Source organism: Methyloglobulus sp., from assembly GCF_040079455.1.
Classification (GTDB): domain Bacteria; phylum Pseudomonadota; class Gammaproteobacteria; order Methylococcales; family Methylomonadaceae; genus Methyloglobulus.
The window spans coordinates 1-24,018 of record NZ_JBEBKJ010000015.1 but is presented as its reverse complement, the minus strand read 5'-3'; the positions used below and the strand labels follow the sequence as shown (position 1 = coordinate 24,018).

The following is a 24,018-nucleotide window of genomic DNA, read 5'->3' as shown; positions in this document are numbered from 1 at the left end:
CTCGCACATTATCACCTTCCTCTCGGATGTTATTATCTATTTAAAGAGCTTACATGACCAGAAATGATGCCAATCATTCAAAAAAAGGGGTCACTAACGTTACAGCATAGCAAAAAAATATTAGGCTTTTAATGAGTATAAAAGCAACAATTAGAATCACTGTGGCTTTCAGCGTAGCATTGACTGGTTAGTTTTTGTTTGCCTCTACTATAATCCTCGATATCAGATAAAAAGCAATAATTTTCCAGGCGAATGATTGATTGGAATAGTTGTTAAAGGGTATTGGGAAACAACAAAATGTTATGAGACAAGCTTTAACATCAAATGCTACTAATTGGACGGTATACATCATTCTGTGCAGCGATAACTCGTTATATACCGGCATAACTAACAATCTTCCAAGGCGATTCAGCCAGCACGGTAGCGCGAAAGGGGCTAAGTATTTCCGGGGTAGGCAGCCAATAAAAGTAGTGTATGCAGAAGATGGGTATAACCGAAGCACGGGAAGCAAACGCGAATTTGCCATTAAACAACTCAAGCACGCCGAAAAAATGCTATTGATTCAGTCGGTCACAAACAACATCGAAGGCGATTTCTGAATAAATAGGCATTCATAAAATCAATAACTCAGTTTGAAATTAAGTCATTATTTAATAATAAAGACGCTTTTTTTAAGCACTTAAAAGCTACCTCATATATAATGTTGTAGAAAATTAACAAACTGTCGCTTTATTGCATAACAACAACATGCCGAAAAAGAAAACTTCGCCCTCATTTGAGGACACGCTTGCAGAGCTGGAGCAACTGGTTAGCCGGCTTGAGCGTGGAGACATATCTTTGGAAGAGTCATTGCAGTCTTTTGAGCGCGGAGTAAATCTTACCCGTTCGTGCCAAAAAGCCCTGCAAGAGGCTGAACAAAAAGTACAGATTTTGATCGACAAAAATGGCAGCCAAGCACTGGAGTCCTTCGCTGATGAGTAATGCGTTAAAAGAATATCTTTCATTCTGCCAACATCGGGTAGAGAAAGCGTTGGAAATGAGGTTGCCCAGCGAAAATATACTGCCACAAAAATTACATAGTGCGATGCGTTATTGCGTGTTGGATGGCGGCAAGCGGATGCGGCCCATGCTGACGTATTGCACAGCTAAAACCCTAGGAATCAACCCCGAAGCGGTTGATGGGGTTGCTTGCGCGGTTGAATTTATTCATGTCTATTCATTAATCCACGATGATCTTCCGGCGATGGATGATGATGCGCTTAGGCGGGGAAAACCAACATGCCATGTCGCTTATGATGAGGCGACTGCGATTTTGACAGGTGATGCTTTGCAGGCGATGGCTTTTGAGACCTTGGCTCATGATGCAAGTATTTCAGCCTCTGCGGAAAACCGTCTGAAAATGATTACTATCTTAGCCAAGGCAAGCGGCTCTCAAGGCATGGTAGGCGGTCAGGCTATTGATCTGGAATCTGTTGGTACACAGTTGAATTTGCCGGAACTGGAAAATATGCACATCCATAAAACAGGGTCCCTGATTCGGGCAAGCGTGACGATGGCAACCTTAGCAAAGGCAGATATTGATCCTGCTGTGGCAACAAAATTGGATCATTATGCCAAATGTATAGGGTTATCTTTCCAGGTCAAAGACGACATTCTTGACGAAGAAAGCGATACAGAGACCTTAGGAAAAACCCAGGGCAAAGATAAAGAAAACGACAAGCCGACTTATCCAGCTTTGCTGGGAATGGCAGGCGCAAAGCAAAAAGCGCAAGAATTACATGAAAAAGCTATCGACAGTTTAAGCGTGTTTGGCACGGAAGCCGATTTATTGCGTGACCTGTCGCTTTATATCATTCAACGTGATCATTGATGTGTGTTTATGTCGATGTTATTTATTGAGTTACTCACTTTTTCGAGAGAAATATTATGAAACAATCACCTAAACGTAGAGAAATGGATACTGTTTTGGCCGACGAAGTGATTGCCGAAATAAATATCCCGACGCTAAAGACGCTGCCATTACAAGGAGTCAGCAAAGTCATGAATGATTCTGGAAGTTTTCCCTTACTAGATGCTATCACTTACCCTTCAGATGTCAAAAAGCTAAAGAAAACCAAATTAAAAGTCCTAGCCAAAGAGTTGCGCGAATTTCTGACGCAAACCGTCAGCGTCTCCGGCGGGCATTTTTCGGCGGGCTTGGGCACGGTTGAATTGACCGTTGCCCTGCACTACGTCTTCAACACCCCAGAAGACCAACTGGTCTGGGATGTCGGCCACCAGGCCTACCCCCACAAGATACTGACCGGCCGCAAGGACAGGATGACCACCATCCGCACCCGCGATGGCGTTTGCGCTTTCCCTAACCGCGCCGAGAGCGAATACGACGCTTTCGGCGTAGGGCATTCCAGCACCTCCATCAGCGCTGCCTTAGGCATGGCCATCGCCTCCCAACTCAAAGGCGAAAACAAACACATGGTCGCCATCATTGGCGACGGCAGCATCACCGGCGGCATGGCCTTCGAAGCCATGAACCACGCCGGCGCAATAGATGCCAACCTGCTCGTCATCCTCAACGACAACGACATGTCCATCTCGCCCAACGTCGGCGCGATGAACAACTACCTCACCAAAATCCTGTCCAGCAGGCTGTACTCCTCCGTCCGCCAAGAAAGCAAAAAGGTATTGAGCAAAATGCCCAGCGTCTGGGAGCTCGCACGCCGTACCGAAGAACACATGAAAGGCATGATCGTCCCCGGCACATTATTCGAAGAACTCGGCTTCAACTACATCGGCCCCATCGACGGCCACGATGTCGACATGCTCGTCGAAACCCTGGAAAACCTTAAGCACATTCAAGGTCCCAGGTTTTTACATATCGTCACCAAAAAAGGCAAAGGCTACGCCCCCGCCGAAAACGACCCCCTGGCCTACCACGGCGTACCCGCTTTTGACCCGACCCAAGACAGCCTGCCCAAAGGCAAGCCCTCACTCCATCCGACCTACACCGAAGTTTTTGGCAACTGGTTGTGCGACATGGCCAAACAAGACGAACGCCTGCTCGGCATCACCCCCGCCATGCGCGAAGGCTCAGGATTAGTCAAGTTTTCTGAACAATACCCCAAACGGTATTTTGATGTCGCCATAGCCGAACAACACGCCGTCACCTTAGCCGCAGGCCAAGCCTGCCAAGGCGCAAAGCCCGTCGTCGCCATCTACTCCACCTTCCTGCAACGCGGCTACGACCAACTTATCCACGACGTTGCCATCCAAGACCTCGATGTGCTGTTCGCCTTAGATAGGGCCGGCCTCGTCGGCCCCGACGGCCCCACCCACGCCGGCAGCTTCGATTACAGCTACCTTAGCTGCATCCCCAACATGCTCATCATGGCGCCTGCCGACGAAAACGAATGCCGCCAGATGCTCACCACCGGCTTCCTGCACGAAGGCCCCGCATCCGTACGTTACCCGCGCGGCAAAGGCCCGGGCGTGGCTGTACAAAAAGAGCTTACCGCCCTGCCCATCGGCAAAGGCGAAATAAAACGGCAAGGCGAAAAGATCGCCATCCTCGCCTGGGGCAGCATGGTCGCCCCAGCCGAACAAGCCGGACAGGAACTCAACGCCACCGTCGTCAACATGCGCTTTGTCAAGCCCTTGGACGAAGCGCTCATCTTAGAACTAGCCAAAACCCACGACATCATCGTCACCATAGAAGAGAACGTCATCTCCGGCGGTGCCGGCAGCGCAATAAACGCCCTGCTGCACAAGCACAAAATACTCAGGCACACCCTCAACATCGGCTTGCCTGATGCTTTTATCGAGCAAGGCACAAGGGAAGAGCTGCTTAGCCTTTGTAGGTTGGATAAAGACGGTATTCTGAAACAAATCCGAGAATTTACGCTTGATTCTTGAGTGATTTCTTAAATTATTAGATACATCTGATGGACAGACTGAGAAGCAAGATCCGCGATATCCCCGACTTCCCAAAACCAGGGATTATCTTTAAAGACATCACTCCGCTGGTAAAAGATCCAGCCGCACTAAGGTTGTCAGTACATCAATTGTTACAACCCTTTTTGGGAAGAGAAATTACGGCTGTTGCGGGTATGGAGGCGCGGGGTTTTATTTTTGGCTCATTAGTTGCTTGGGAGCTTGGATTGCCTTTTGTGCCATTGCGGAAACCAGGAAAGCTACCTTATGATGTCCAAAGTGTGGCTTATGATCTGGAGTACGGCTCTGCAACCCTGGAAGTACACATAGATGCATTTGATGCAAGTGATCGGGTGTTATTGATTGACGATTTGCTTGCGACAGGTGGCACGGCAAAAGCGAGTTGTGAGCTGGTCGAAAAGACCGGAGCAAAGGTTGAGGCTTGTGCTTTTGTTGTGGAATTAGATTTTCTGAAGGGCAGAGATAAGCTTAGTGCTTACGAAACCCATAGTTTGATACACTTTTAGTGGTTATTTTTTTAGAGGGTTGGCAATTTTATTTTTTACTGCTCCCAAATTATTGATTGTATGTCCAGTTGATTTTTTTTCCACATTAGACACATCTGGCGGGAGAATTTGCAACTTATTTGTATTCGATGGTGTGCTGGTCGGAGTATTCTTTGGCGTGACAATATTAGTGTCAGAGGATAAAGGTTCTTTTATTCTGCTAACAGTGTTGGTATTGGTGTCCGCCTTTTTATCGGTACTTTGATCGTCACTCAGTAAGTCAGCATCAATATTATCTAAATCAGATGATGCGTCAGTTTTGCCATCAGTGGCTAGATGGTTGCGCCATTGTAAAAACGACTCCCGCGTGAAAACATAAGGGTCAAGTGCGGCCTCATCAATAAATTTCAATGCGCCTTCCGCATTGGCTCGGGTATTAATTAAGGAGATAACTTGTATTGGTGCGCCTACGTAAGAAGCAGGGTTTGCAGCCGTATCAAACACTGCTCCGGGAATGCCGCGGGTAGTGATAGGTCCCAATAAGGGCAGCACTAAATAAGAGCCTTGCGGCACACCCCAAACGGCAAGGGTTTGCTCGAAATCTTCGTCATTCTGATCAAGCCCAACGGTTTTTGCTACATCAAACAGACCTGCCATACCAAGAGTTGAATTCATTAAAAAACGCCCAGTATCTCGGCCACTTTGCTCAAACTTTGCTTGTAGCACATCATTTATCACAACATTGATAGTTTTCAAATTATTGAAAAAATTCGTTACCCCAGTTTCCATAAAGTCTGGCGTTATAAATTTGTAGGTATCTGCGACAGGTTTTGCGACATAATCATCGACGCCGTCGTTAAAACCATAAACTTTCCTGTTAAAGTTTTCGTAAGGATCAGTTTGATTTGTTGCGGAAGTATCCTTTGTGGTGGTTGCACAGCCGTTAACACCAATAATAATGCCGAGTATTAAGCAAAATGGAATGTGTCTAGTCAGGTGGTTGATCCGCAACTTATTATTAGAACTGTTCATGTACAAAAACCTTAGTGTTCGAGCTTTTTACTGTTTGGAATAATTATCAATTTTTTCATTGATTTTCGCTATTAAAGCATCAAATCCTTCGCGTTGTAAAATGGTCGTGTACTCCGATCTTTTCAAGGCCAAATCACTAACGCCATTGGCAATAATATTGATGATTCGCCAACTATCGCCTTTTTCCTTAAGCATATAATCAAATTTGACCGGCTTATCATCAGGAATCGTCAAGTGGGTGTGTATAACAAGACCACCTCGTGTGGTTTCTTCTTCGTTATCGAAGGTGAAAGATTCGCCAGAATAGTCCTTAAAATTATGGGCATAAGAAGCAATACTCAAGCGGCTGAATACATCAACCAGTTGCGCTTGCTGGGTTTCAGTCAATTTTTCCCATTCTTTACCGACCACAATACGGGCAATTTTAGGTAGGTCATGGCTGTTGGTGACTGCGTCTTTCAGTTTGTCATAGCGACCTGAATAACCCAGTTTTTTGCCATCTTTCATCACAGCTATTAGTTCTTCTTGAAATTTATCAACGATCTTCCCTGCCGTTGATTTGCTTTGTTCTGCTGCGTAAGCGAGATTTGTTCCCGCCATGCATAGGCAAGCTAAAATGACCAGATATAGGATTTTTTTGCCCATCGTCTTAGACCTCGTGATAGTCAGTGGTTTACTGTGTTGGCGAAAACGGTGTTATTCAACGTGGATAGGGATGCCCGACAGGGTTGGTCGCGTTTTGGCTTGGGCATATTGAGGAACAGGTTCTGGCACCATGTCGCCCTCAGTTTTTGGCCCCCTAATCGCAGTCAGCAAACCTTTTAGCGGATGCTTCAACATATCCTCAACTGCAGTGGCCTCATAACCGCAATGCGCCATACAACTTGCACACTTAGGGTTGTTGACAGTGCCATATTTTTCCCAGGCGGTGGTGTCAATAAGTTCTTGAAAACTTGCCGCATAGCCTTCGTCAGACAATAAATAGCAAGGTTTCTGCCAGCCGAACACGTTACGGGTTGGATTGCCCCAAGGTGTGCAGTCATAGCTTTGGTTGCCTGCTAAAAAGTCAAGATATAAGGAAGAGTGATTGAGCTTCCAATTGCGGTTCTTACCAATTTTGAAGATACCACGGAACAGTTCTTTAACATCAGTGCCTTTGATGAAAACATCCTGCTGCGGTGCATGTTCGTAACTAAAACCTGGTGCAATGGTTACGCCTTCCACGCCCAATTCCATACAATAATCCAGGAATTCTGCAACTTCGTGGTCTTTTTCGCCTTGGAACAGAGTGCAATTGACCGTGACTCTAAAGCCTTTGGCTAGCGCTAATTTAATGGCTTCAACTGCTCTGTCAAATACGCCGTCTTGGCATACAGAAGTATCATGCCTTTCTTGCATTCCATCCAGGTGGATTGAAAAAGTCAAATAAGGCGATGGCGTGTAATCGTCAATTCTCTTTTTAAGTAATAGTGCATTAGTACACAGATAGACATACTTTTTACGTGCAACGATGCCAGCGATAATTTGTGGCATTTCCTTATGGATTAAAGGTTCGCCGCCCGGAATGGATACCATGGGAGCGCCACACTCATCGACTGCTTGCATACATTCATCAAAAGACAAACGTTTGTCGAGGATCTCATCAGGGTAGTCGATTTTGCCGCAACCGGCGCAGGCTAAGTTGCATCGAAACAAGGGTTCGAGCATGAGAACCAGAGGGTATTTTTTAACCCCTTTCAATTTTTGCTTCATTAGGTAACTTGCTACAGTTAGCTGTTGACGTAAAGGAACTCCCATGCACTTATCTCCAAAATATTGAAATTTACAAAATCTTGCAATGACCATGTTTTTTGACACAAAATCTTGCAGGAAAATATTATCTGTAGTTCAAAAACAACAGTCTGACTAAGTCGTAAAAACTTAGTTCATTGTTGGTGGTTTCAACTGTAAAAAAAGCGGTTGCTTAGCTTAACCGCTGTTGCCGAGTATGTTGTTTAAATTGATTTATTTTCAGGAAACTTTAAATCAACAAGGCAATATATTCTTAATCACAAATCGTATTCGCAAAGTAGCTCGTAAAGCACGACGATTACGGAATTTCCGATTATTACACTAATAATAGGATGATTATACCATACTATAATAGCAATATTGACAACAAAACAACATTATTTTGCAAATTACCAACAAACAAGCTACTATGAGACATACTTGGTAAATATCTAAGCTCATAGCAGCAAGACAAAACTTCATGCGCGGAACTCAATTATCTCTGGAAAATAAGCTGTTGCTGGATGCCATGACTGATGATGAATTTCAGATGGCGTTGCTAGAAGGCGTGTCCAGGACTTTTGCCTTAACTATCCCGCAGTTGCCGGAAAGTCTTTGTCGCGCAGTCGCTAACGCATATTTGCTGTGCCGGATTGTCGATACGATAGAGGATGAGGTGTCGCTTACACCAGAACAGAAAAAGCATTTTTGCCATGACTTCATTGCTGTAGTTAAAACAGGCACTAAACCCGAAGAGTTCGCTGAGGAGCTTGCGCCTTTATTATCAAGTAATACGCTACCTGCGGAACACGTCCTGATTCATGTGATTCCCAGAGTAATTGATATAACGCACCAGTTCGATAAGCAACAGATAGCCGCGTTGTCTACCTGCGTGGAAGTCATGGCAGAAGGTATGCCGATCTTCCAGGGCGACAATATGCACGATGGCTTGCCCAAGCTAACTGATATGGATCGTTATTGTTACTATGTGGCGGGTTGCGTGGGCGAGATGTTGACAAAACTGTTTTGTCATTACTCGCCCGAAATTGCCCAACATCAAGAAGAAATGCTGACCTTGGCGGTGTCATTCGGTCAAGGCTTACAAATGACCAATATATTGAAGGATATTTGGGATGATGCCGAACGGGGTGTGTGCTGGTTGCCACAAGATATTTTTTCAGAAACCGGATTTGATTTAAAAAACCTGAGTTCAAAGACCAATGACGCTAATTTCAGGATGGGTTTGGAGCATTTAATCAGTGTTGCCCATAACCATCTGCACAACGCTTTAAAATTTACCCAGTTAATTCCCAGTCATGAAACAGGTATAAGAAACTTCTGTCTGTGGGCGTTAGGTATGGCGGTATTGACCTTAAAAAAAATCAAACAGAATTTAGGGTTTACCCGATCAGATCAAGTCAAAATAACACGAAATAGCGTTAAATCGACTATTTTCGCTACCAAACTAATGGGTCGAAGTAATTACCTGCTTGATCTTATGTTTAAGTTAACTAGCCAGGGCTTACACGATCCCAACTGGACTTATTTACCACATTCCCAAGCACCGTTAGATATTTAGAGGATTAATAATGTTTACCGACGCAAACTCAACGACCCAACCACAGAATAGCCAAAGCACGGCCACACCCATTGTATTCAAGGATGATCGGCTCAATTTAGCCATAAAAAGGGCGCAGGAAAAGCTCTTGAGCCTTCAGGACAAAAAAGGCTATTGGGTGTTCGACCTGGAAGCCGATTGCTCCATTCCGTCAGAATACATCATGATGATGCACTATTTGGGTGACATCGACGAGGTGTTGCAAGCAAAAATTGCCAATTTTTTGCGTTCCAAGCAAGCTAAGGATGGCAGTTATCCGCTCTTTACCCACGGCCCTGGCGACATCAGTTGCAGTGTCAAGGTGTATTACGCCTTAAAAATGGCGGGGGATTCTATTGATGCCCCACATATGGCCAATTTAAGGGCGTGGATATTGCGGCAAGGCGGCGCGGCAAAAGCTAACGTTTTCACCCGCATTGCACTGGCTATGTTCAAACAACTGCCTTGGCGCGGCGTGCCGTTTATTCCGCCTGAAATCATGTTGTTTCCCAAATGGTTCCCGTTCCATCTGGACAAGGTTTCTTATTGGTCTCGGACTGTGATGGTGCCGTTGTTTATCCTGTGTACGTTAAAAGCGACAGCCGTAAACCCTGATAAGGTAGCGATCCTGGAGCTTTTTGTTACGCACCCAGATGAAGAACAACACTATTTTCCTAAAAGAACTTTTTTAAATAAAATCTTTCTAGCGTTAGATAAGTTTGGTCGATGGGCTGAACCTTTTATCCCGAAAAAAATTCATGATCGCGCTATCGAAAAAGCCAAAGATTGGACTATCGAACGCTTGAATGGCGAGGATGGCTTGGGTTGTATTTTCCCTGCCATGGTCAATTCTTATGAAATGCTGTTACTGTTGGGCTTTCCAAAAGATCATGACTACGTAGTGACCGCTCGTAAGGCCATTGATAAGTTGCTGGTTATCAGTGAAAACGAAGCTTTTTGCCAACCTTGTGTTTCGCCTGTTTGGGATACCGCACTGGCGGCTTTGGCTTTGCAAGAGTCTGACAAAACTGGAAATGCCAAAAACCTAACCAAGGCCTACGATTGGCTGAAAAGTGTACAGTTATCAGATGAACCTGGCGATTGGCGAGTTTCCAAACCAGATTTGGCAGGTGGCGGTTGGGCATTTCAATATGCCAACCCGCATTATCCCGATGTGGACGATACCGCCGTTGTCGCGTTTGCGATGGCAGATTCGAATCTGCCTGATCTCGATGAATCCATCCATAGGGCAACGCGCTGGATAGAAGGTATGCAATCCAAAAACGGCGGTTACGGCGCGTTTGATGTCGATAATACCTATTATTATTTGAATGAAATTCCCTTTGCCGATCACGGTGCCTTGCTTGATCCGCCAACAGCAGATGTCAGCGCCCGTTGTGCAATGTTGATGGCAAGAGCGGGAAAAGAGCAGGGCTTATATCTTCCAGCTTTGGAACGCGCAATAAACTATTTGCGTTCTGATCAAGAAGCAGATGGTTCCTGGTTTGGTCGTTGGGGAACTAACTATGTCTATGGTACATGGTCTGTTTTACTGGGATTAGAACAAACTAATCTTTCTAAAACTGACCCTATGTACCTTAATGCTGCTAAATACTTAAAGAGTGTGCAGCGCGGAGATGGTGGTTGGGGCGAAGATAATTACAGCTATCACGATACCAGTTATAGCGGTAAGTACCAGTTTAGTACCGCATTCCAAACTGCTTGGGCGGTATTAGGTTTGATGGCGGCTGGCGAAGCTGATAGCTTGGAAGTCAAAGCGGGGATTGATTTCATCTTACGTAATCAGCAAGCTGATGGTGTCTGGAATGATAACTGCTTCACGGCACCTGGATTTCCTAGAGTGTTCTATCTTAAATACCACGGTTACGACAAGTTCTTTCCGCTATGGGCGCTCGCCCGATTCCGCAATGAACTTAAGCAGTGATCACAGGAATTGTTGTCGCCTTATCGGAAGAACTTAACACCTTAACATCAAAAAAACTTGAGAAAGGGTGTGTTCAAGGCCTTGCTGATAAAATTCTGGTAATTTACTCAGGTGCAGGTGTAGAAAATGCCCGTACAGCATCCGAGTTATTGATAACACAAGGTGCAAACCAGCTTATTAGCTGGGGCTGCGCAGCAGCTTTAGATGGTGAGTTTCGATCTGGTGACTTAGTGTTGGCTAATGCTTGTGTCGATGCCGATCATGTCGCGATTGATCTTAACAACGAGGCTTGGCTAGTAAATGTAAAGAACTGCCTCAGCAAGCATTCAGATATGCGTATTCATACGGGAAAGCTGGCAGAAAGCAAAAACATCGTTGCATCCAGCAATGATAAGGCAAAGATCGCAGAGGCAACGGACGCAATAGCTCTAGATATGGAGAGTGTCGCAATAGCGAAGGTGGCTCAAGCACATGGCTTGCCGTTTCTGTCCATTAGGGCAATTGCCGATCCTGTCAATATGGACTTACCCAAAGCCGTTAGTCATGCCCTCAACGAGCAAGGTGATGTCATTTTAGGTAAATTATTGACTTATCTGATGTGGCATCCAGCGGAATTACCGGGCTTGATTAAACTAGGCTTGCATTTTCATGCCGCGAAAAAAACCTTGAGGTTAGTCGCCAAACAGCTTAGTGATGTAATAGCGTCACACCAAAGCGCATCCGAAACTCAACCCAACAATATCTAGGCATGTCCAAGCAACGCGCTAATTTTCTTGACACAATTCTGCATTGGTGCGAACGGCAAATCATCCGTTTTCCATGGACATTGTTGGTGGTGTCTTTTTTGTTGTGTGGCGGTGTTTCTTACCATGTTTACAATCATCTTGGCATTAATACCAATACGGCTGAAATGCTCGATCCCAGTCTGCCTTTCCAGCAAAATCAGCGACGGATTGACAAGGCTTTTCCACAAGATGCGGCAACCTTAATACTGATCGTCGAAGCAAGAACTCCCGAAGAAACCACACTGGCGGCCAACAAGTTGCAACAACAACTGGGCGCAAAAACGGATCGCTTTGATTCGGTATATATTCCAACTGATAACGATTTTTTTAGGCAACAAGCCTTGCTTTATCTGGATCAATCCGACTTGGATGCGTTGGCCAAAAAATTGACTGATGCCCAGCCCTTTATAGGTCATTTGGCGCAAAACTATCATTTGGACGGCCTATTTGAAATTATCGGCCTGGCTTTAAATAAGCGTGATGAAAACCTGCCGATGGAATTAAATCCTTTGCTGGTGGCGATTGATGACAACATTAACCATCAGCTTACTGGCAAACCACAGCGCTTATCCTGGCAAAGCTTGTTAGCAGAAGATAAGCTTAATACCGATGCCAATCGTACCCTCGTTATTGCCAAACCGAAATTGAATTTCAGCGAAATGCTGCCAGCAGATGCCGCGCAATCTTCTGCTAGGGAAGCGGTGAAGGCAATCATGGCTGAAAATTCGTCCGTTAAAATTCGCATCACCGGCGAAACCGCCCTCGAACACGAAGAATTGGAAAGCGTCACTAAAGGCGCCGAATTGGCTGGCATACTCTCATTAGTCTTGGTATTTGTCGTGCAGTGGATAGGCTTGCGGTCACTGAAGCTATTGGGCATTACATACGTCGTGCTGCTTATGGGCTTAATAATGACTGCCGGATTTGCTGCTATTACCGTCGGTCATTTGAATGTCATATCCATTGCTTTTGCTTCGCTTTACATCGGCTTGGGTGTCGATTATGCCGTACATATCTGTCTTTACTATCGTGAACGCAAAGTGCGCGGTTACACGAATGACCAGGCCATACACCACAGCATGAAAGGTGTAGGTTCCTCCTTGTTTTTATGTGCGTTGACTACGGCATTGGGATTTGTGTCATTTATCCCCACCGATTATGCGGGGGTATCAGAATTGGGTATTATTTCAGGTGGAGGTATATTCATCGGTCTGATTATCTCGGTAACGGTATTGCCGGCTTTGCTCTGCGTGTTACCGGTCAATAATCCCAAACCGATACATTCTGCATTCGCGCCTAAATTTATCGTTACTTTCCCGTTTCATTATTCAACTGCCATACGCGTCGTATCAATCCTGTTAGGGATTGGTGCTTGCTTGGTGTTGACTAAACTGTCTTTTGATTCCAATCCGGTTAATTTGCGTGATCCCAACAGCGAATCGGTGTCTTCCTTCAAGGAGCTGCTGAAATCCAAAAATGATTCGCCGTTTGCGTTAATCACATTGGCTGATAACCTGGATGAAGCCAAGGCTGTTGCCGCCAAGATGGGGCAATTATCGACGGTACACGAAACTATTACACTCGCTGATTTCGTAGCAAAAGATCAGGATGAAAAATTGATGACTATCGAAGACCTGAACTTGATTCTGGGAAACCAATTAGAAAACTTTGGTAAAACCTTGCCGGAGAACAGCAATCAACGGCAGGCATTAGTCAAGTTCAACGGGGAGTTAAAAAAAGCCATTGCCGAAAACTCACCCAACGCACCGCAAGCTACCTTACAACAATTGCAACAACACATAGAGGCTTTCCTGAAACAGGCAGACAGCTCTGCCAATCCTACAGCGAGTTATAGCCAAATCGAAAACAATGTATTGGGATTGTTGCCGTATACGCTGCAACGTCTGAAAACTAGCCTGACAGCGACCGATTTTGGTATAAACGACATACCCGATTACATCCGTTCGCATTGGTTAAGTAAAAATGGCCTATACAAAATCCTAATTACACCTAAAAAAGACTTAAACAACCCTGACTTTCAGAGAGAATTTGTCGCTGAGGTACAAAAGGTCGATAACAAGGTTTCCGGCCTGCCGGTTGCCAACCAAGCCAGTGGCGATGCCGTTGTCAAAGCCTTTATACAGGCTTTTGGCAGTGCTTTTGTCGCCATTGTTTTAGCGTTGTTAGTGATGTATAGAAGTATCAAGCAGACTGCATTGGTTATTCTACCTTTGGTGCTTGCTGCCTTGTTGACTGGGGCGACTAACGTGTTGCTAAATAACCCGTTCAATTTCGCCAACATCATTGCCTTGCCATTATTGTTGGGCTTGGGGATAGACAGCAGTATCCTGATTATGCACCGTTTGCATTTCAACTTGAATGAAAATGAAAGCCTATTGCAAAGCAGCACCACTCGCGGGATTATTTTTAGCTCGATAACAACTTTATGCAGTTTTTCGAGTCTTTCGTTCACCGCGCATCAAGGCATGGCGAGCATGGGATTATTGCTGTCTATAGGTTTGTTTTTTACAGTGATTTGCTCATTAATTGTTTTGCCAGCCTTTAGCGGGAAACGGGTTTAGCACAATTTTTACGCATTAACATTTTGAGGTAACGAATGGCTTTCAGCATCGCCGAACTTTTTACAAAATATAACCCAGACAAATTCGATCTGTACGAACATCATCTGAATAATCAAATGGTCAGGGTGTTAAAGACGATTGGTTATGACCGCCATTATAAGAGTGCGGTTGGGCAATATCTCTATGATCAGGATGGCAGCGAGTACCTCGATTTACTGAGTGGTTTTGGAGTGTTTGCCCTTGGACGAAATCATCCAACTGTTGTCAACGCTTTGAAAGAAACCTTATCGCTGGATTTACCCAATCTCGTGCAATTGGATGTTTCAGTATTAAGTGGCTTGCTGGCGCGAGAGTTATTAAAAACTACGCCAGAGAATATCGACAAAATGTTCTTTTGTAATTCGGGAACAGAAGCTGTGGAAGCAGCGATAAAATTTGCCCGCTTTACGACCAAACGGGAAAAAATCGTGTTCTGTGAACACGGCTATCATGGCCTGACGATGGGAGCCTTGTCGCTAAACGGGGAAGAAATTTTCCGTGAAGGATTTGGCCCTTTACTTCCAGGCTGTAGTCCGGTGCCATTTAATGACCTTGTGGCGTTAGAACGTGCGCTAAGCAATAAAGATGTTGCTGCCTTCATTGTTGAACCCATACAGGGCAAAGGCGTTAATTTACCCGATGATAGTTACTTACCTGAAGTCGAACGGCTGTGTAAAAAATACGGTACGTTATTGGTCGCCGACGAAGTACAAACCGGATTAGGCCGTACAGGCAAGTTTTGGGCAATCGATCATTGGGGTATCAAACCGGACATGATCTGCATGGCGAAAGCCTTATCAGGTGGGTTTGTGCCAGTCGGCGCTGTCGCCATGACCCAAAAAATCATGGACACGGTTTATAACCGCATGGATAGGGCTGTGGTGCATGGCTCGACCTTTGCCAAAAACAATCTGGCAATGGCGGCGGGGCTTGCTACGTTACATGTATTGGAAGAAGAAAAGCTGATCGAAAATAGCGCTGTAATCGGTACCGATATCATCACAGCCTTGAATGCAATGTCCAGCAAATATGAATTCTTGAAAGAAGCCAGAGGGAAGGGCATGATGATTGCAATTGAGTTCCAATCCCCCAAAAGCCTTAAGTTGAAGGCAGCCTGGGCGATGCTGGAAGCCGCAAATAAAGGTTTGTTCTGCCAGATGGTTACCATTCCTTTATTTAAAGACCACCGCATACTAACCCAAGTGGCAGGACATGGCATGAATGTGGTCAAGCTGCTGCCGCCGTTAATGCTGAACCAAAAAGACCGCGACCATATCATTAATTCATTTGATAAAGTGATTGCAGAGACCCACCAAATTCCTGGCTCTATCTGGGACTTAGGTAAAAACCTTGCCAGTCATGCTCTGAAAGGAAAAAGTAAGTAGTTGTTATTATGAAAAATGTATTTCCTATCATAAGCTTGCTGTTTTTAAACTCATTTTATGTAGATAATTTGTACGCGCATGCTGTCGTCACTGATCATTCGCTAAAAATAGAACAGCCTAAAATCAACCAGGCCAAAACGGTCGAATTGACCTTTAACTCAAAAATTGAATTGGGTTTGTCCGAAGTCTATTTGGTGAGCAAAGGTGACAAGCAATCTAAATTACCTATAAGTAAAGGTGAAAAGCAGGGCAGTATATTAGTCAATATTCCAGCCTTGTCTGCGGGTGAATTTGCTTTGGTCTACAAAATATTTGCCGCAGATGGCCATTTGACCGAAGACATTATCCATTTTTCTGTAACTCCATAGGTGTAGTTTTTATTATGGCGGGAATTGCTGATTTCCTTGATTCCTTAATTGGTGGTTTTGACCTAATTTGTTTTTGTTTGGTTGTTGGTGGCCTGTTTTGGGGTACGTTTATTTTGCGTCCCTGGCAGCAGAACAACGGATACAACGGCGAGTTACTGGATAAAGTTGTTAACTTGATCTACAAGGGCGGCTTCTGGCTTGCCGCCGCGCAGTTGTTCAAGATTATTCTTAAAATCTGGTTGATGTTTGCGTTGTTGAATAGATGGCCATTTCCTGAATTTGCCGAAACGACGCAATTTATAGGAGGCATAGTCCGGACATTGCTAGCGTTGGTATTGGCCGGATATTGCTATCACTACCTTCGTAATAATCACGATTCAAAAAAGCATTGGTTTATCGCTAACTTAGTCGCCTTGCCCTTGATTATTTCGGGGGCGTGGCTGGTGCATGGGGCAGGGCGTTTTGAGAACCAACTGTTTTTGATGTCGCTTACCGTGCTGCACCAAGTCGCCGCTGCAATTTGGATCGGCAGTGTATTTCAACTCGTCAATCTTTGGTTTTTACGTTATCAGCGAAAGATTCCAGACACCTTATGGCCGCAGTTACTGCATAAATTTTCACCGTATGGTATTGCTTCTGTGTTTGCCATCTTGCTATCTGGTTTACCCATTGCCTTGCAATACATTGACACCTGGAACGGGTTGATTGGCACTGGTTACGGCAACTTGTTGACCGTGAAAGTGATCCTGCTAGGAATTGCGTTAGGATATGCCTCGTTGAACCGTTCAGCGGTTTTGAGTTATGGCTCAACCGGAAATGGTTATGCCTTAACAAAACGCGTCCCTTATTATATCGAAGCTGAAACCTTTGTCCTGATTACCTTATTATTCACTGCCGCCAGCCTTGCATCGCAACCGCCAGCTATTGATATACCCAGTTTGACTGCCCGATGGCAAGAAGTGTTAGGCACATTTAAACCCCAAATCCCTTTAACTGAATCTCCCACCCATACAGATTTGATTGCAGGAGAAGCAGGTAGGGTTGCGATTGTCGGGAAAGTCCCTTCTGTTGCGGCAACGGAATGGTCTAACTACAATCACAATATTTCCGGTATTTTCCTTACAGTAATGAGCTTCTTCGCCATGCTCTCCTACATCAGGCATTTGCCGTCCGTACATGCGGTGAAGGGATATTTGGCATTCACTAAATATTGGCCTATTGGTTTTGTGGGGTTAGGTATCTTCCTTTTTTTTCGCAGTGATGCTGAAACTTGGCCGCTGGGGCCTATCGGATTTTGGGACAGCACGTTCAATAACGGCGAGGTGTTGCAACATCGGATCGCTACCCTGTTGGTATTTATGCTAGGTGTTATTGAATTGAGTGTACGGTTCAGTCAAAATCCTCGTCCTGGTTTGGTTTTTGGGTTTCCTGTGCTATCTGCATTCGGTGGACTGATGTTGCTGACCCATTCGCACATCGGTTTTGAACCGAAAAGTGCCTTCCTTATCCAGGTTGGTCATACCACGATGGGCGTATTTGCATTGATCCTGGCATGTGGACGTTGGCTAGAACTGAAGCTCGATAGCCCTGGCAAAGATATTGCCGGGTTTGTCTCGGTTGCTGCCCTGTTTACCATCGGCCTTATCCTGATGTTCTACCGTGAGCCTCTTTACTGATATGAACAAACCTATTCAATCTTCTTTATTAGACAACATAAATTATCCCTCGGATGTAAGGAAGCTAAAGAAGCCCCAGTTAAAAGCCTTGTCGAAGGAATTGCGGGATGCGTTTATTGAACAGGGCACAAGGGAAGAGCTCCTTAGCATTTGTAGGCTGGATGGGCAGGGGATTTTGGGGCAGATTCGGGCGTTTGTAGACGGTTAACCACTAATGCTTGAAATCATCACCTTACCCGTACTGACCGATAATTACATTTACCTTATCCATGACCCCGTTTCACGCGAAACGGCGGCAATAGACCCTGCGCTATCTCAGCCAGTTTTAGACATATTAGAGAAAAACGGCTGGCAGCTTACTTGCATTTGGAACACCCACCATCACTCAGACCATATAGATGGTAATTTCCAGCTCAAGCAAAAAACGGATTGCAAAATTATTGCGGCGAAAGCCGATTGGGATAGAATTCCCGGCATAGATCAGGGAGTCGATGAAGGTGATGTGATCGCATTGGGGCAACATAACGCCAGTGTGATTGCTACTCCTGGGCATACTAGGGCACATGTCGTTTATCATTTTGCCGAAGATAACATCCTGTTCTGCGGCGATACCTTATTCGTGATGGGCTGTGGTCGTTTGTTTGAAGGCACGGCTGAGCAGCTATGGCATTCCTTGCAAAAACTGAAAGCCTTGCCTAAATCAACGAAGGTGTATTGCACCCATGAATACACTCAAACCAATGGCCGCTTTGCCTTGACGGTTGAGCCGGAAAATCAACAATTGCAGCAGAGGATGATTGAAGTAAATCGCCTTCGTACCAACAACCAGCCCACTGTTCCCACCACCATCGCCGAAGAACTGGCAACTAACCCTTTTTTTAGGGAAGATAGTGTGGATTTGCAAAAGACAATTGGCATTTCTAGTGGCAAGTCAGTGGAGATTTTTGCCAAGATTAGGCGGTTGAAAGATGGTTTTTCGTAAGTTCTGTGGCTTTTATGTTGGTCAGGTTGATAAACTCAGTGCCAAATTCTGACTGCTAACTGATAAACAACTGATTTGAGAAAAGGGAGTGTGGAGCTGAGACTAAATTTATATCAAATTTGAGCGATGGCTCGATTCGAGAACTTGCATTGTGAATACGGAAAGAAATTTGCCAGCCTTCATTTAATGTAACCAGAAGCGTAGTTTCAGAATTTTCTTGGTAGACGATTTCAATTAATCTGTTTGGTAATTTTAACTTCTGAATCTTTGCTTTTGGCTTTATGTTTTCAAAAGGTAAGTTCAACGTCTCGTGTAAATTGTAAGCCTGAATTTCAACCTTATTTTTGCCTTTTATAACCTTATAAAAATCTTGGTTTCCACTTAAATATTTTATTAGCTGTTCGGCAACAGATACAGGATTTTGATTAGCCAAACGCAATAATTCTTTCCTGAAAGCATCTAAAATCGGAACATAAACTGAAGTATGGTAGTTTCCCAAAGTATCCTATTTTTGGGTTGATAAATACATCAGTACCCAATTAATAGAATGTCTTTTAAGGGCAAATGAAGTCGATTTGAAATGTAAAGCGTTTCTAAAAAAGTATGAACAATTTCAAAATCAGGATGCCCTCTGTATGTGTTTCTTACGGCTATTATTAAATATTCAACTTCAAACATCATGCAAGCCTGAAAAATATCTTTTAAAAATTGATTGTTTTCAGTTGCTCTTCCTGCCTCAACTTCAATAACAATTTTACCGTCTCCACTCAAAGCATCGGCATTAAACGCTTTATCAATTTTATTATCAAATCCAAAAAGAACTGGGACGTTTATTTTATCAATCTTTGATTTACTTACTTCTACTTTAAAGCCTATTTTAACAAGAGGACTTTTAAGCTCCTTCAAAACATCGTTGCTTGAAAGATTTTTAAATTCGGAATCTATTTTTTGATTAACCTCGCAAAAACAATCAATTACTTCCTTGATATTTGGGGTTATACCTTGTGATCTAGGAAAGAATTGATGTCGAATCATATAACTTCGGTCAATAATAATGTTCTTAATTCATCTTCAGGTAAATCAATCGCATGTTCCTCAACAAAGTAAAAAATTAGTTCATCAATTTTTATAGCTTCTTCGGAAACATAAGAGCCACTTTCGTTCATCAATAAGGTATTTAGAGGGTTTGTCGAAATTAGCACATCGCCAAATTCGGTCAAATTTATTTCCCTTGATTTAAAGGTAGTATTTTGAAATGTAATCATTTAAATGCTTATGCAGCTTTCGCAAATTCACGTAAGTTTTGCTCAATAAATTTCATTTTTGGGGCTTGTGGATGAATGGGTGCGTGTCTGCCGCCCGCTTGAATGGTAAAAGAAACTTCATCCCAAGAGCGGACTCTATTACGAGACATAAAAATTGAAGAGAATCCGCCAATCATGTATTCGTGATTTGCTACTTTGCAATTGATTCCATTGGTATAATTTCCATCTTTTGCAGGTAAAACGGTATCTTTTAAATCGCCTATTGCTTTTTCAAGTGTAATCTTATTCTCAACGGTTGTTGCTTTTGGGAATTGAAACTTTAAGCCCAAATCTTTTCTATAACCTATAAAAAAGACACGTTTTCTATCCTGTGGGACAGCAAAATCTGACACATTTAACAATTGAAAAGATAAATCATACCCAACATCGGTAAACATTTGTTTTATGTTTGCAAGGGCTTCTTTATGGGCTGGCAAAAGCATCCCAGAAACATTTTCGGCTAAGAAGAATTTTGGTTTTTTATCGGCAAGTATCCTTATAAAGTCATAAAAAAGCTGCCCCCTTTTATCGGCTATTCCTCTGTTAGAACCTGCTTCTGACCAACTTTGGCAAGGCGGGCCACTAATTATCCCGTCACAATCGGGGACTTCGTTTGACGGAATGTAAACAATGCTCCGTTTATCTAAAATCGTTTTATTATGGTTTTTTCGTAGGTTTCCCAAATATCTTTATCATATTCATTTGCCCAAATGACATCAAAACCAGCTTTTGAAAAGCCTAAATCGAGACCACCAGCACCTGCAAAAAATGACACTACTTTCATGGTATTTGAAAAATTAGAGTTATTAAGGACATATATTGCTACTTTACGACAACCTAACCCTCGGATCAACCAAGGTATAAAAAATATCGGTCAACAACAAGCCGATCACATACAAAACTGAATCCAGAAACACCATCGTCTGCACTGTCGTTGATGGTATCTACCGTGCTGCGCATGCACCTGCCATCCTTGTGTATGCAGGCTCAAGGCCTCGGATACTCCACGGCATCGGTGAATAGGGCGGGGGCCAATCTACGGCACAGGCTCTGGTGAAACCAGTCCTAAGGGCGGAACGGCCTCCCATTGAATCGGTGAAGATTACTTTGTTTTCTTCCGAATGTTTTAGTAATTTTCATCATACAAGGGCGTCTTTTTTGTTGTTAACAGAAGCTACATCGCTGCAACCGCCTCCAGGAAGAGTATCGTTGCTATTTTGTTCATGAGAAATGCCGATAACATGGCCGAATTCATGAATGATGGATTCTTTGATGCACGTATCAACAGAGGTAAAATGAATCGAGCATGTCAGGGTTAAATTGGCACTACCTGAAAAATCCAAAACCACCCCGTCTTGCCGATTTTTTATTTGAGTGCCAAGCGCCAGCACATAAGGAGAAGACATTTTTCTACCAGACAGCGTTGTAACCGACTTATTGGGATCAACCCGGATACGAATCCCCGTGTACAGAGGTAAATGATTTATCGATAAGCATTGTGGAGTCGTTGTTTCGTAAAAACGGAGTCGGGTATATTTGGCCCACGTTGTTGTTAACAGACTAGGCAGTGCTTTTCTTCGTGTGTTCACTGTTGGATTGGCTTGAATCTGGGCTAAATTTTCCCAGCAATAAGGGATATCGTAAGTTTGCGTTGCCGGGTTAAGCGGCCAAATATTGGGGTCCCGATAAAACGCCTTCGCTGTTGGGGTTGAACTGATTGCAGGATCAGCGGCTGCGTAAGTTATAGTGGTGGCTAGAAAGAAAGAAAAGATAATTTTCGCTTAAATTTTGGATACATAAGCCTTACTCCAGATAGTTGATTAAGGGTGCATTTTAATTAACTGCAAAATACCGCTTTAGTTTTTACGTTAATTCGTTGCCTTTGTCAACTTATTCAATTTGCTATGTTGAGAGTAAATTAATTTCCGGTTTGGTAGCACATAAACTGTCTGGTTTCGGAGTGCCTAAGGAGGTGCTCAATGAAACGGACAGAATGGCTACAGCTCGTTGGGCTGAGTGGTAGCGAAGCCCCGACATTAAAGACTTCGTTTATGTTGAGCTTCATTGCATTCAGCACAAATTGCTTTTATAACCGAATACAGTTAGTCTTTTAGCGCGTTTAGTATAACAACTGCTATTTCTGGCGGCACTCTAAATTTAACGGGCATAATGCTGGTGCCAATACCAGTGGTAACAAACATATTACGCCCACCCTCTGAGATATGCCCTGTAGCAAATTTTTCACCATACCTAGAAGGGACAATCATTCTGCCTAAAAAAGGTAAATTCACTTGGCCACCGTGAGTGTGTCCTGCAAAGGTAATGGCAATACTATCGGTTAACTCGTAAAAAAATATCGGGGTTATGGGTGAATGCGATGACAGGTGCAGTGTCTGGGACACTTTTCAATGCTCGAAAAATATTGTGTTGCCCCATCCAGTAATCGCCTATACCCGCCAACCAAAAGGCGCAACTACCATCTTGGATGGGTACTGCGGCATTTTCCAACAACGAAATCCCCTCCTGTTGAAAAGCTTTCTTTATCCGAGTTGCGCTGTACCACCAGTCGTGATTTCCTAATACGGCGTACACCCCCAGTTTTGCTGATAGTTTTTTAAGTTCATGGGCGATAGGTTTAGGTTCTACGAACGTTCCACCAATAACTTCATGAATAACAAAATCACCTGCCAATAAGATTAAGTCTGGATGAATTGTGTTGGTGGCTTCGACGACTTTTACTAGGTTATCAATGCCGTTGTGAGGAGAACCGACGTGTAGATCAGAAAGAACGACAATTTTTAAATTGTCACATTTCTCAGGCCAGCTACTAAGTTTAATGTTTGTCTTCGTCGTGATAAAACTTGACGGTTCAAGCCAAAAAGCCCAAATACCCAATACGAAAATTATCAGTACCAGCGACAAAAGTAAGATTTTGAATTTCATGACTGTTTTGTGGGTGTTGTAAACTTCGAATTTTACGACAGCCTAAACCTACGATTAATCAAGGTGTACCAAAAATCGGTCAGCAAAAAGCCGATCTTGCCTCAAATTCATGGATACCCCACTAAGCGACTTTTTTAGTATCATTTTCTTCAAACGCAATGGGGCTGAGATAGCTCAGTTTAGAGTGAAGTCGTTTGCGATTGTAATACACTTCAATGTATTCGAACACCTGATACTTGGCATCTGTCCGAGTCCTAAAGCGTTCGCCATGCACCGCTTCGACTTTGAAGCTGTGGTGTCAGCTTTTCATTGCCGCATTATCGTAGCAATCACCTTTTTTGCTCATGCTACAGATTAGTGGGTGCTTGCTGAAAAGCTTCTGGCAGGCAGTTGAACAAATACTGCTGGCCCAGGTCAGAATGGACGACCACGCCTGTTGGCAACTTTCGATGCCTGATGTGCCGTGACGCAGGCATCGCAGGCCAACGTTGCCGTTATCTGTTCGGCGATTGTCCAGCCAATGACCTGCGCGAATAAAGCTCCAGCACGACAGCCATGTATAGCCAGCCTTCGTCCATCCAGATATAGGTGATATCTGACACCCACTTCTGGTTAGGTGCATCCGCCGTGAAGTTTTGCCCCAATAGGTTAGGCGCGACCGGCAAGGAATGCGTGCTGTTGGTGGTCACCCTGTATTTTCTGGATGTCTTCGCATGCCAGCCGTTGCCCTGCATGATCCAGGTGATGCGATGCCGACATGAGGATGAACTTTCCCACTTGAGCCTGCGGGGTGATCCTAGGCGAGCCAGGCCGACCTTTTTTATCGTTAAATACTGTTAACGGATACTTTTCGAAGCTGATTGACACCTGAGGTAACAAGACCTCTTCATGAGGCCGAATATATGGCGGCAATCTTGATTTCTGTTGGTAACACCATTACGAAACTAGAACTTGCAATAATTGAGGAGTCCATATAGGGATAGAGCACCGCGATACCCATCAAAACGGTGGCACGACCTTTATGGGTATTGATTGGACGGTTGCAAGGAACTCCGTCTTGGTGTTGTGGATAGTTAGGTAGAGACCTTTGCACAAACAGCAGAAACTCCGGCTGACTGGTCAAAAGCCGATTTTTTTGAATTGGCATTCACCTTAATGGGCGGTATTCGGCTGAAAT

At 44.1% G+C, this 24,018-nt stretch carries 23 protein-coding genes and 2 pseudogenes; 14 read left to right on the top strand and 11 right to left on the bottom strand.

What is annotated here, in order from left to right:
* Positions 1–302: 302 nt before the first annotated feature.
* From ABL924_RS05470 to ABL924_RS05450, 5 genes are all read left to right on the top strand, one after another.
* Entirely contained in the window at positions 303–599 is a 297-nt protein-coding gene (locus ABL924_RS05470; RefSeq protein ID WP_349026061.1) for a GIY-YIG nuclease family protein, read from the top strand.
* Between the two features lie 148 nt (positions 600–747).
* Complete coding sequence (gene xseB, locus ABL924_RS05465) at positions 748–981, top strand: exodeoxyribonuclease VII small subunit (protein WP_349026060.1); 234 nt, start codon at positions 748–750, stop codon at positions 979–981.
* Positions 974–1,870 carry a farnesyl diphosphate synthase gene (locus ABL924_RS05460; protein ID WP_349026059.1) on the top strand — a complete coding sequence of 299 codons (897 nt, stop codon included), beginning with the start codon at positions 974–976 and terminating at the stop codon, positions 1,868–1,870. The genes xseB and ABL924_RS05460 overlap by 8 nt, the downstream gene beginning before the upstream one ends.
* A 170-nt stretch (positions 1,871–2,040) precedes the next feature.
* On the top strand, positions 2,041–3,909 hold the full coding sequence (gene dxs / locus ABL924_RS05455) for a 1-deoxy-D-xylulose-5-phosphate synthase (RefSeq protein WP_349026091.1): 1,869 nt from the start codon (positions 2,041–2,043) through the stop codon (positions 3,907–3,909).
* Between the two features lie 29 nt (positions 3,910–3,938).
* Positions 3,939–4,454, top strand: a complete 516-nt coding sequence (locus ABL924_RS05450) for an adenine phosphoribosyltransferase (protein ID WP_349026058.1) — start codon at positions 3,939–3,941, stop codon at positions 4,452–4,454.
* A gap of 3 nt (positions 4,455–4,457) precedes the next feature.
* Here the strand turns inward: ABL924_RS05450 and ABL924_RS05445 are convergent, their stop codons facing one another.
* The 3 genes from ABL924_RS05445 to hpnH form a co-directional block, all read right to left on the bottom strand.
* Entirely contained in the window at positions 4,458–5,465 is a 1,008-nt protein-coding gene (locus tag ABL924_RS05445; protein ID WP_349026057.1) for a VacJ family lipoprotein, read from the bottom strand.
* A gap of 27 nt (positions 5,466–5,492) precedes the next feature.
* On the bottom strand, positions 5,493–6,065 hold the full coding sequence (locus tag ABL924_RS05440; RefSeq protein ID WP_349026090.1) for an ABC transporter substrate-binding protein: 573 nt from the start codon (positions 6,063–6,065) through the stop codon (positions 5,493–5,495).
* A gap of 96 nt (positions 6,066–6,161) precedes the next feature.
* Entirely contained in the window at positions 6,162–7,262 is a 1,101-nt protein-coding gene (gene hpnH / locus ABL924_RS05435) for an adenosyl-hopene transferase HpnH (RefSeq protein ID WP_349026056.1), read from the bottom strand.
* A 454-nt stretch (positions 7,263–7,716) separates the two neighbouring features.
* Between hpnH and ABL924_RS05430 the strand changes: the two genes are divergently transcribed.
* From ABL924_RS05430 to gloB, 8 genes are all read left to right on the top strand, one after another.
* On the top strand, positions 7,717–8,814 hold the full coding sequence (locus tag ABL924_RS05430; RefSeq protein ID WP_349026055.1) for a phytoene/squalene synthase family protein: 1,098 nt from the start codon (positions 7,717–7,719) through the stop codon (positions 8,812–8,814).
* Between the two features lie 10 nt (positions 8,815–8,824).
* The gene (gene shc / locus ABL924_RS05425) at positions 8,825–10,777 is read left to right on the top strand and encodes a squalene--hopene cyclase (protein WP_349026054.1); all 1,953 of its coding nucleotides are present in this window, start codon (positions 8,825–8,827) and stop codon (positions 10,775–10,777) included.
* On the top strand, positions 10,774–11,523 hold the full coding sequence (locus ABL924_RS05420; RefSeq protein WP_349026053.1) for a phosphorylase: 750 nt from the start codon (positions 10,774–10,776) through the stop codon (positions 11,521–11,523). Before shc ends, ABL924_RS05420 begins: the two co-directional genes overlap by 4 nt.
* Positions 11,524–11,525: 2 nt before the next feature.
* Positions 11,526–14,144 (top strand): MMPL family transporter, encoded by a 2,619-nt coding sequence (locus ABL924_RS05415; protein WP_349026052.1) that lies wholly within the window; start codon positions 11,526–11,528, stop codon positions 14,142–14,144.
* A gap of 35 nt (positions 14,145–14,179) precedes the next feature.
* Entirely contained in the window at positions 14,180–15,568 is a 1,389-nt protein-coding gene (locus tag ABL924_RS05410) for an aspartate aminotransferase family protein (protein WP_349026051.1), read from the top strand.
* A gap of 8 nt (positions 15,569–15,576) precedes the next feature.
* Entirely contained in the window at positions 15,577–15,936 is a 360-nt protein-coding gene (locus ABL924_RS05405) for a copper resistance CopC family protein (RefSeq protein ID WP_349026050.1), read from the top strand.
* A gap of 14 nt (positions 15,937–15,950) precedes the next feature.
* Complete coding sequence (locus tag ABL924_RS05400) at positions 15,951–17,612, top strand: CopD family protein (protein ID WP_349026049.1); 1,662 nt, start codon at positions 15,951–15,953, stop codon at positions 17,610–17,612.
* Between the two features lie 214 nt (positions 17,613–17,826).
* A complete protein-coding gene (gene gloB, locus ABL924_RS05395; protein WP_349026048.1) occupies positions 17,827–18,594 on the top strand; it encodes a hydroxyacylglutathione hydrolase in 768 nt (255 codons plus the stop codon).
* Positions 18,595–18,649: 55 nt separating this feature from the next.
* Here gloB and ABL924_RS05390 read toward each other — a convergent pair whose 3' ends face one another.
* The 7 genes and pseudogenes from ABL924_RS05390 to ABL924_RS05360 form a co-directional block, all read right to left on the bottom strand.
* Positions 18,650–19,093, bottom strand: a complete 444-nt coding sequence (locus ABL924_RS05390) for a HaeIII family restriction endonuclease (protein ID WP_349026047.1) — start codon at positions 19,091–19,093, stop codon at positions 18,650–18,652.
* Between the two features lie 29 nt (positions 19,094–19,122).
* Positions 19,123–19,629, bottom strand: a complete 507-nt coding sequence (locus ABL924_RS05385) for a hypothetical protein (protein WP_349026046.1) — start codon at positions 19,627–19,629, stop codon at positions 19,123–19,125.
* Positions 19,626–19,814 (bottom strand): hypothetical protein, encoded by a 189-nt coding sequence (locus tag ABL924_RS05380; RefSeq protein ID WP_349026045.1) that lies wholly within the window; start codon positions 19,812–19,814, stop codon positions 19,626–19,628. Before ABL924_RS05380 ends, ABL924_RS05385 begins: the two co-directional genes overlap by 4 nt.
* Positions 19,815–19,867: 53 nt before the next feature.
* Positions 19,868–20,682: pseudogene (locus tag ABL924_RS05375) on the bottom strand (DNA cytosine methyltransferase).
* Positions 20,683–20,725: 43 nt separating this feature from the next.
* Positions 20,726–20,827: pseudogene (locus ABL924_RS05370) on the bottom strand (ABC transporter permease); the annotation flags it as partial.
* Between the two features lie 210 nt (positions 20,828–21,037).
* Complete coding sequence (locus ABL924_RS05365; RefSeq protein WP_349026044.1) at positions 21,038–21,304, bottom strand: hypothetical protein; 267 nt, start codon at positions 21,302–21,304, stop codon at positions 21,038–21,040.
* 925 nt (positions 21,305–22,229) lie between these two features.
* Positions 22,230–22,841, bottom strand: coding sequence for a metallophosphoesterase (locus tag ABL924_RS05360; RefSeq protein WP_349026043.1), 612 nt, complete (start codon positions 22,839–22,841; stop codon positions 22,230–22,232).
* Between the two features lie 109 nt (positions 22,842–22,950).
* Here ABL924_RS05360 and ABL924_RS05355 point away from each other — a divergent pair, with 109 nt between their 5' ends.
* Positions 22,951–23,199 carry a hypothetical protein gene (locus tag ABL924_RS05355; RefSeq protein ID WP_349026042.1) on the top strand — a complete coding sequence of 83 codons (249 nt, stop codon included), beginning with the start codon at positions 22,951–22,953 and terminating at the stop codon, positions 23,197–23,199.
* A 136-nt stretch (positions 23,200–23,335) separates the two neighbouring features.
* Here the strand turns inward: ABL924_RS05355 and ABL924_RS05350 are convergent, their stop codons facing one another.
* Entirely contained in the window at positions 23,336–23,530 is a 195-nt protein-coding gene (locus ABL924_RS05350; protein WP_349026041.1) for a DDE-type integrase/transposase/recombinase, read from the bottom strand.
* Positions 23,531–24,018: the final 488 nt, after the last annotated feature.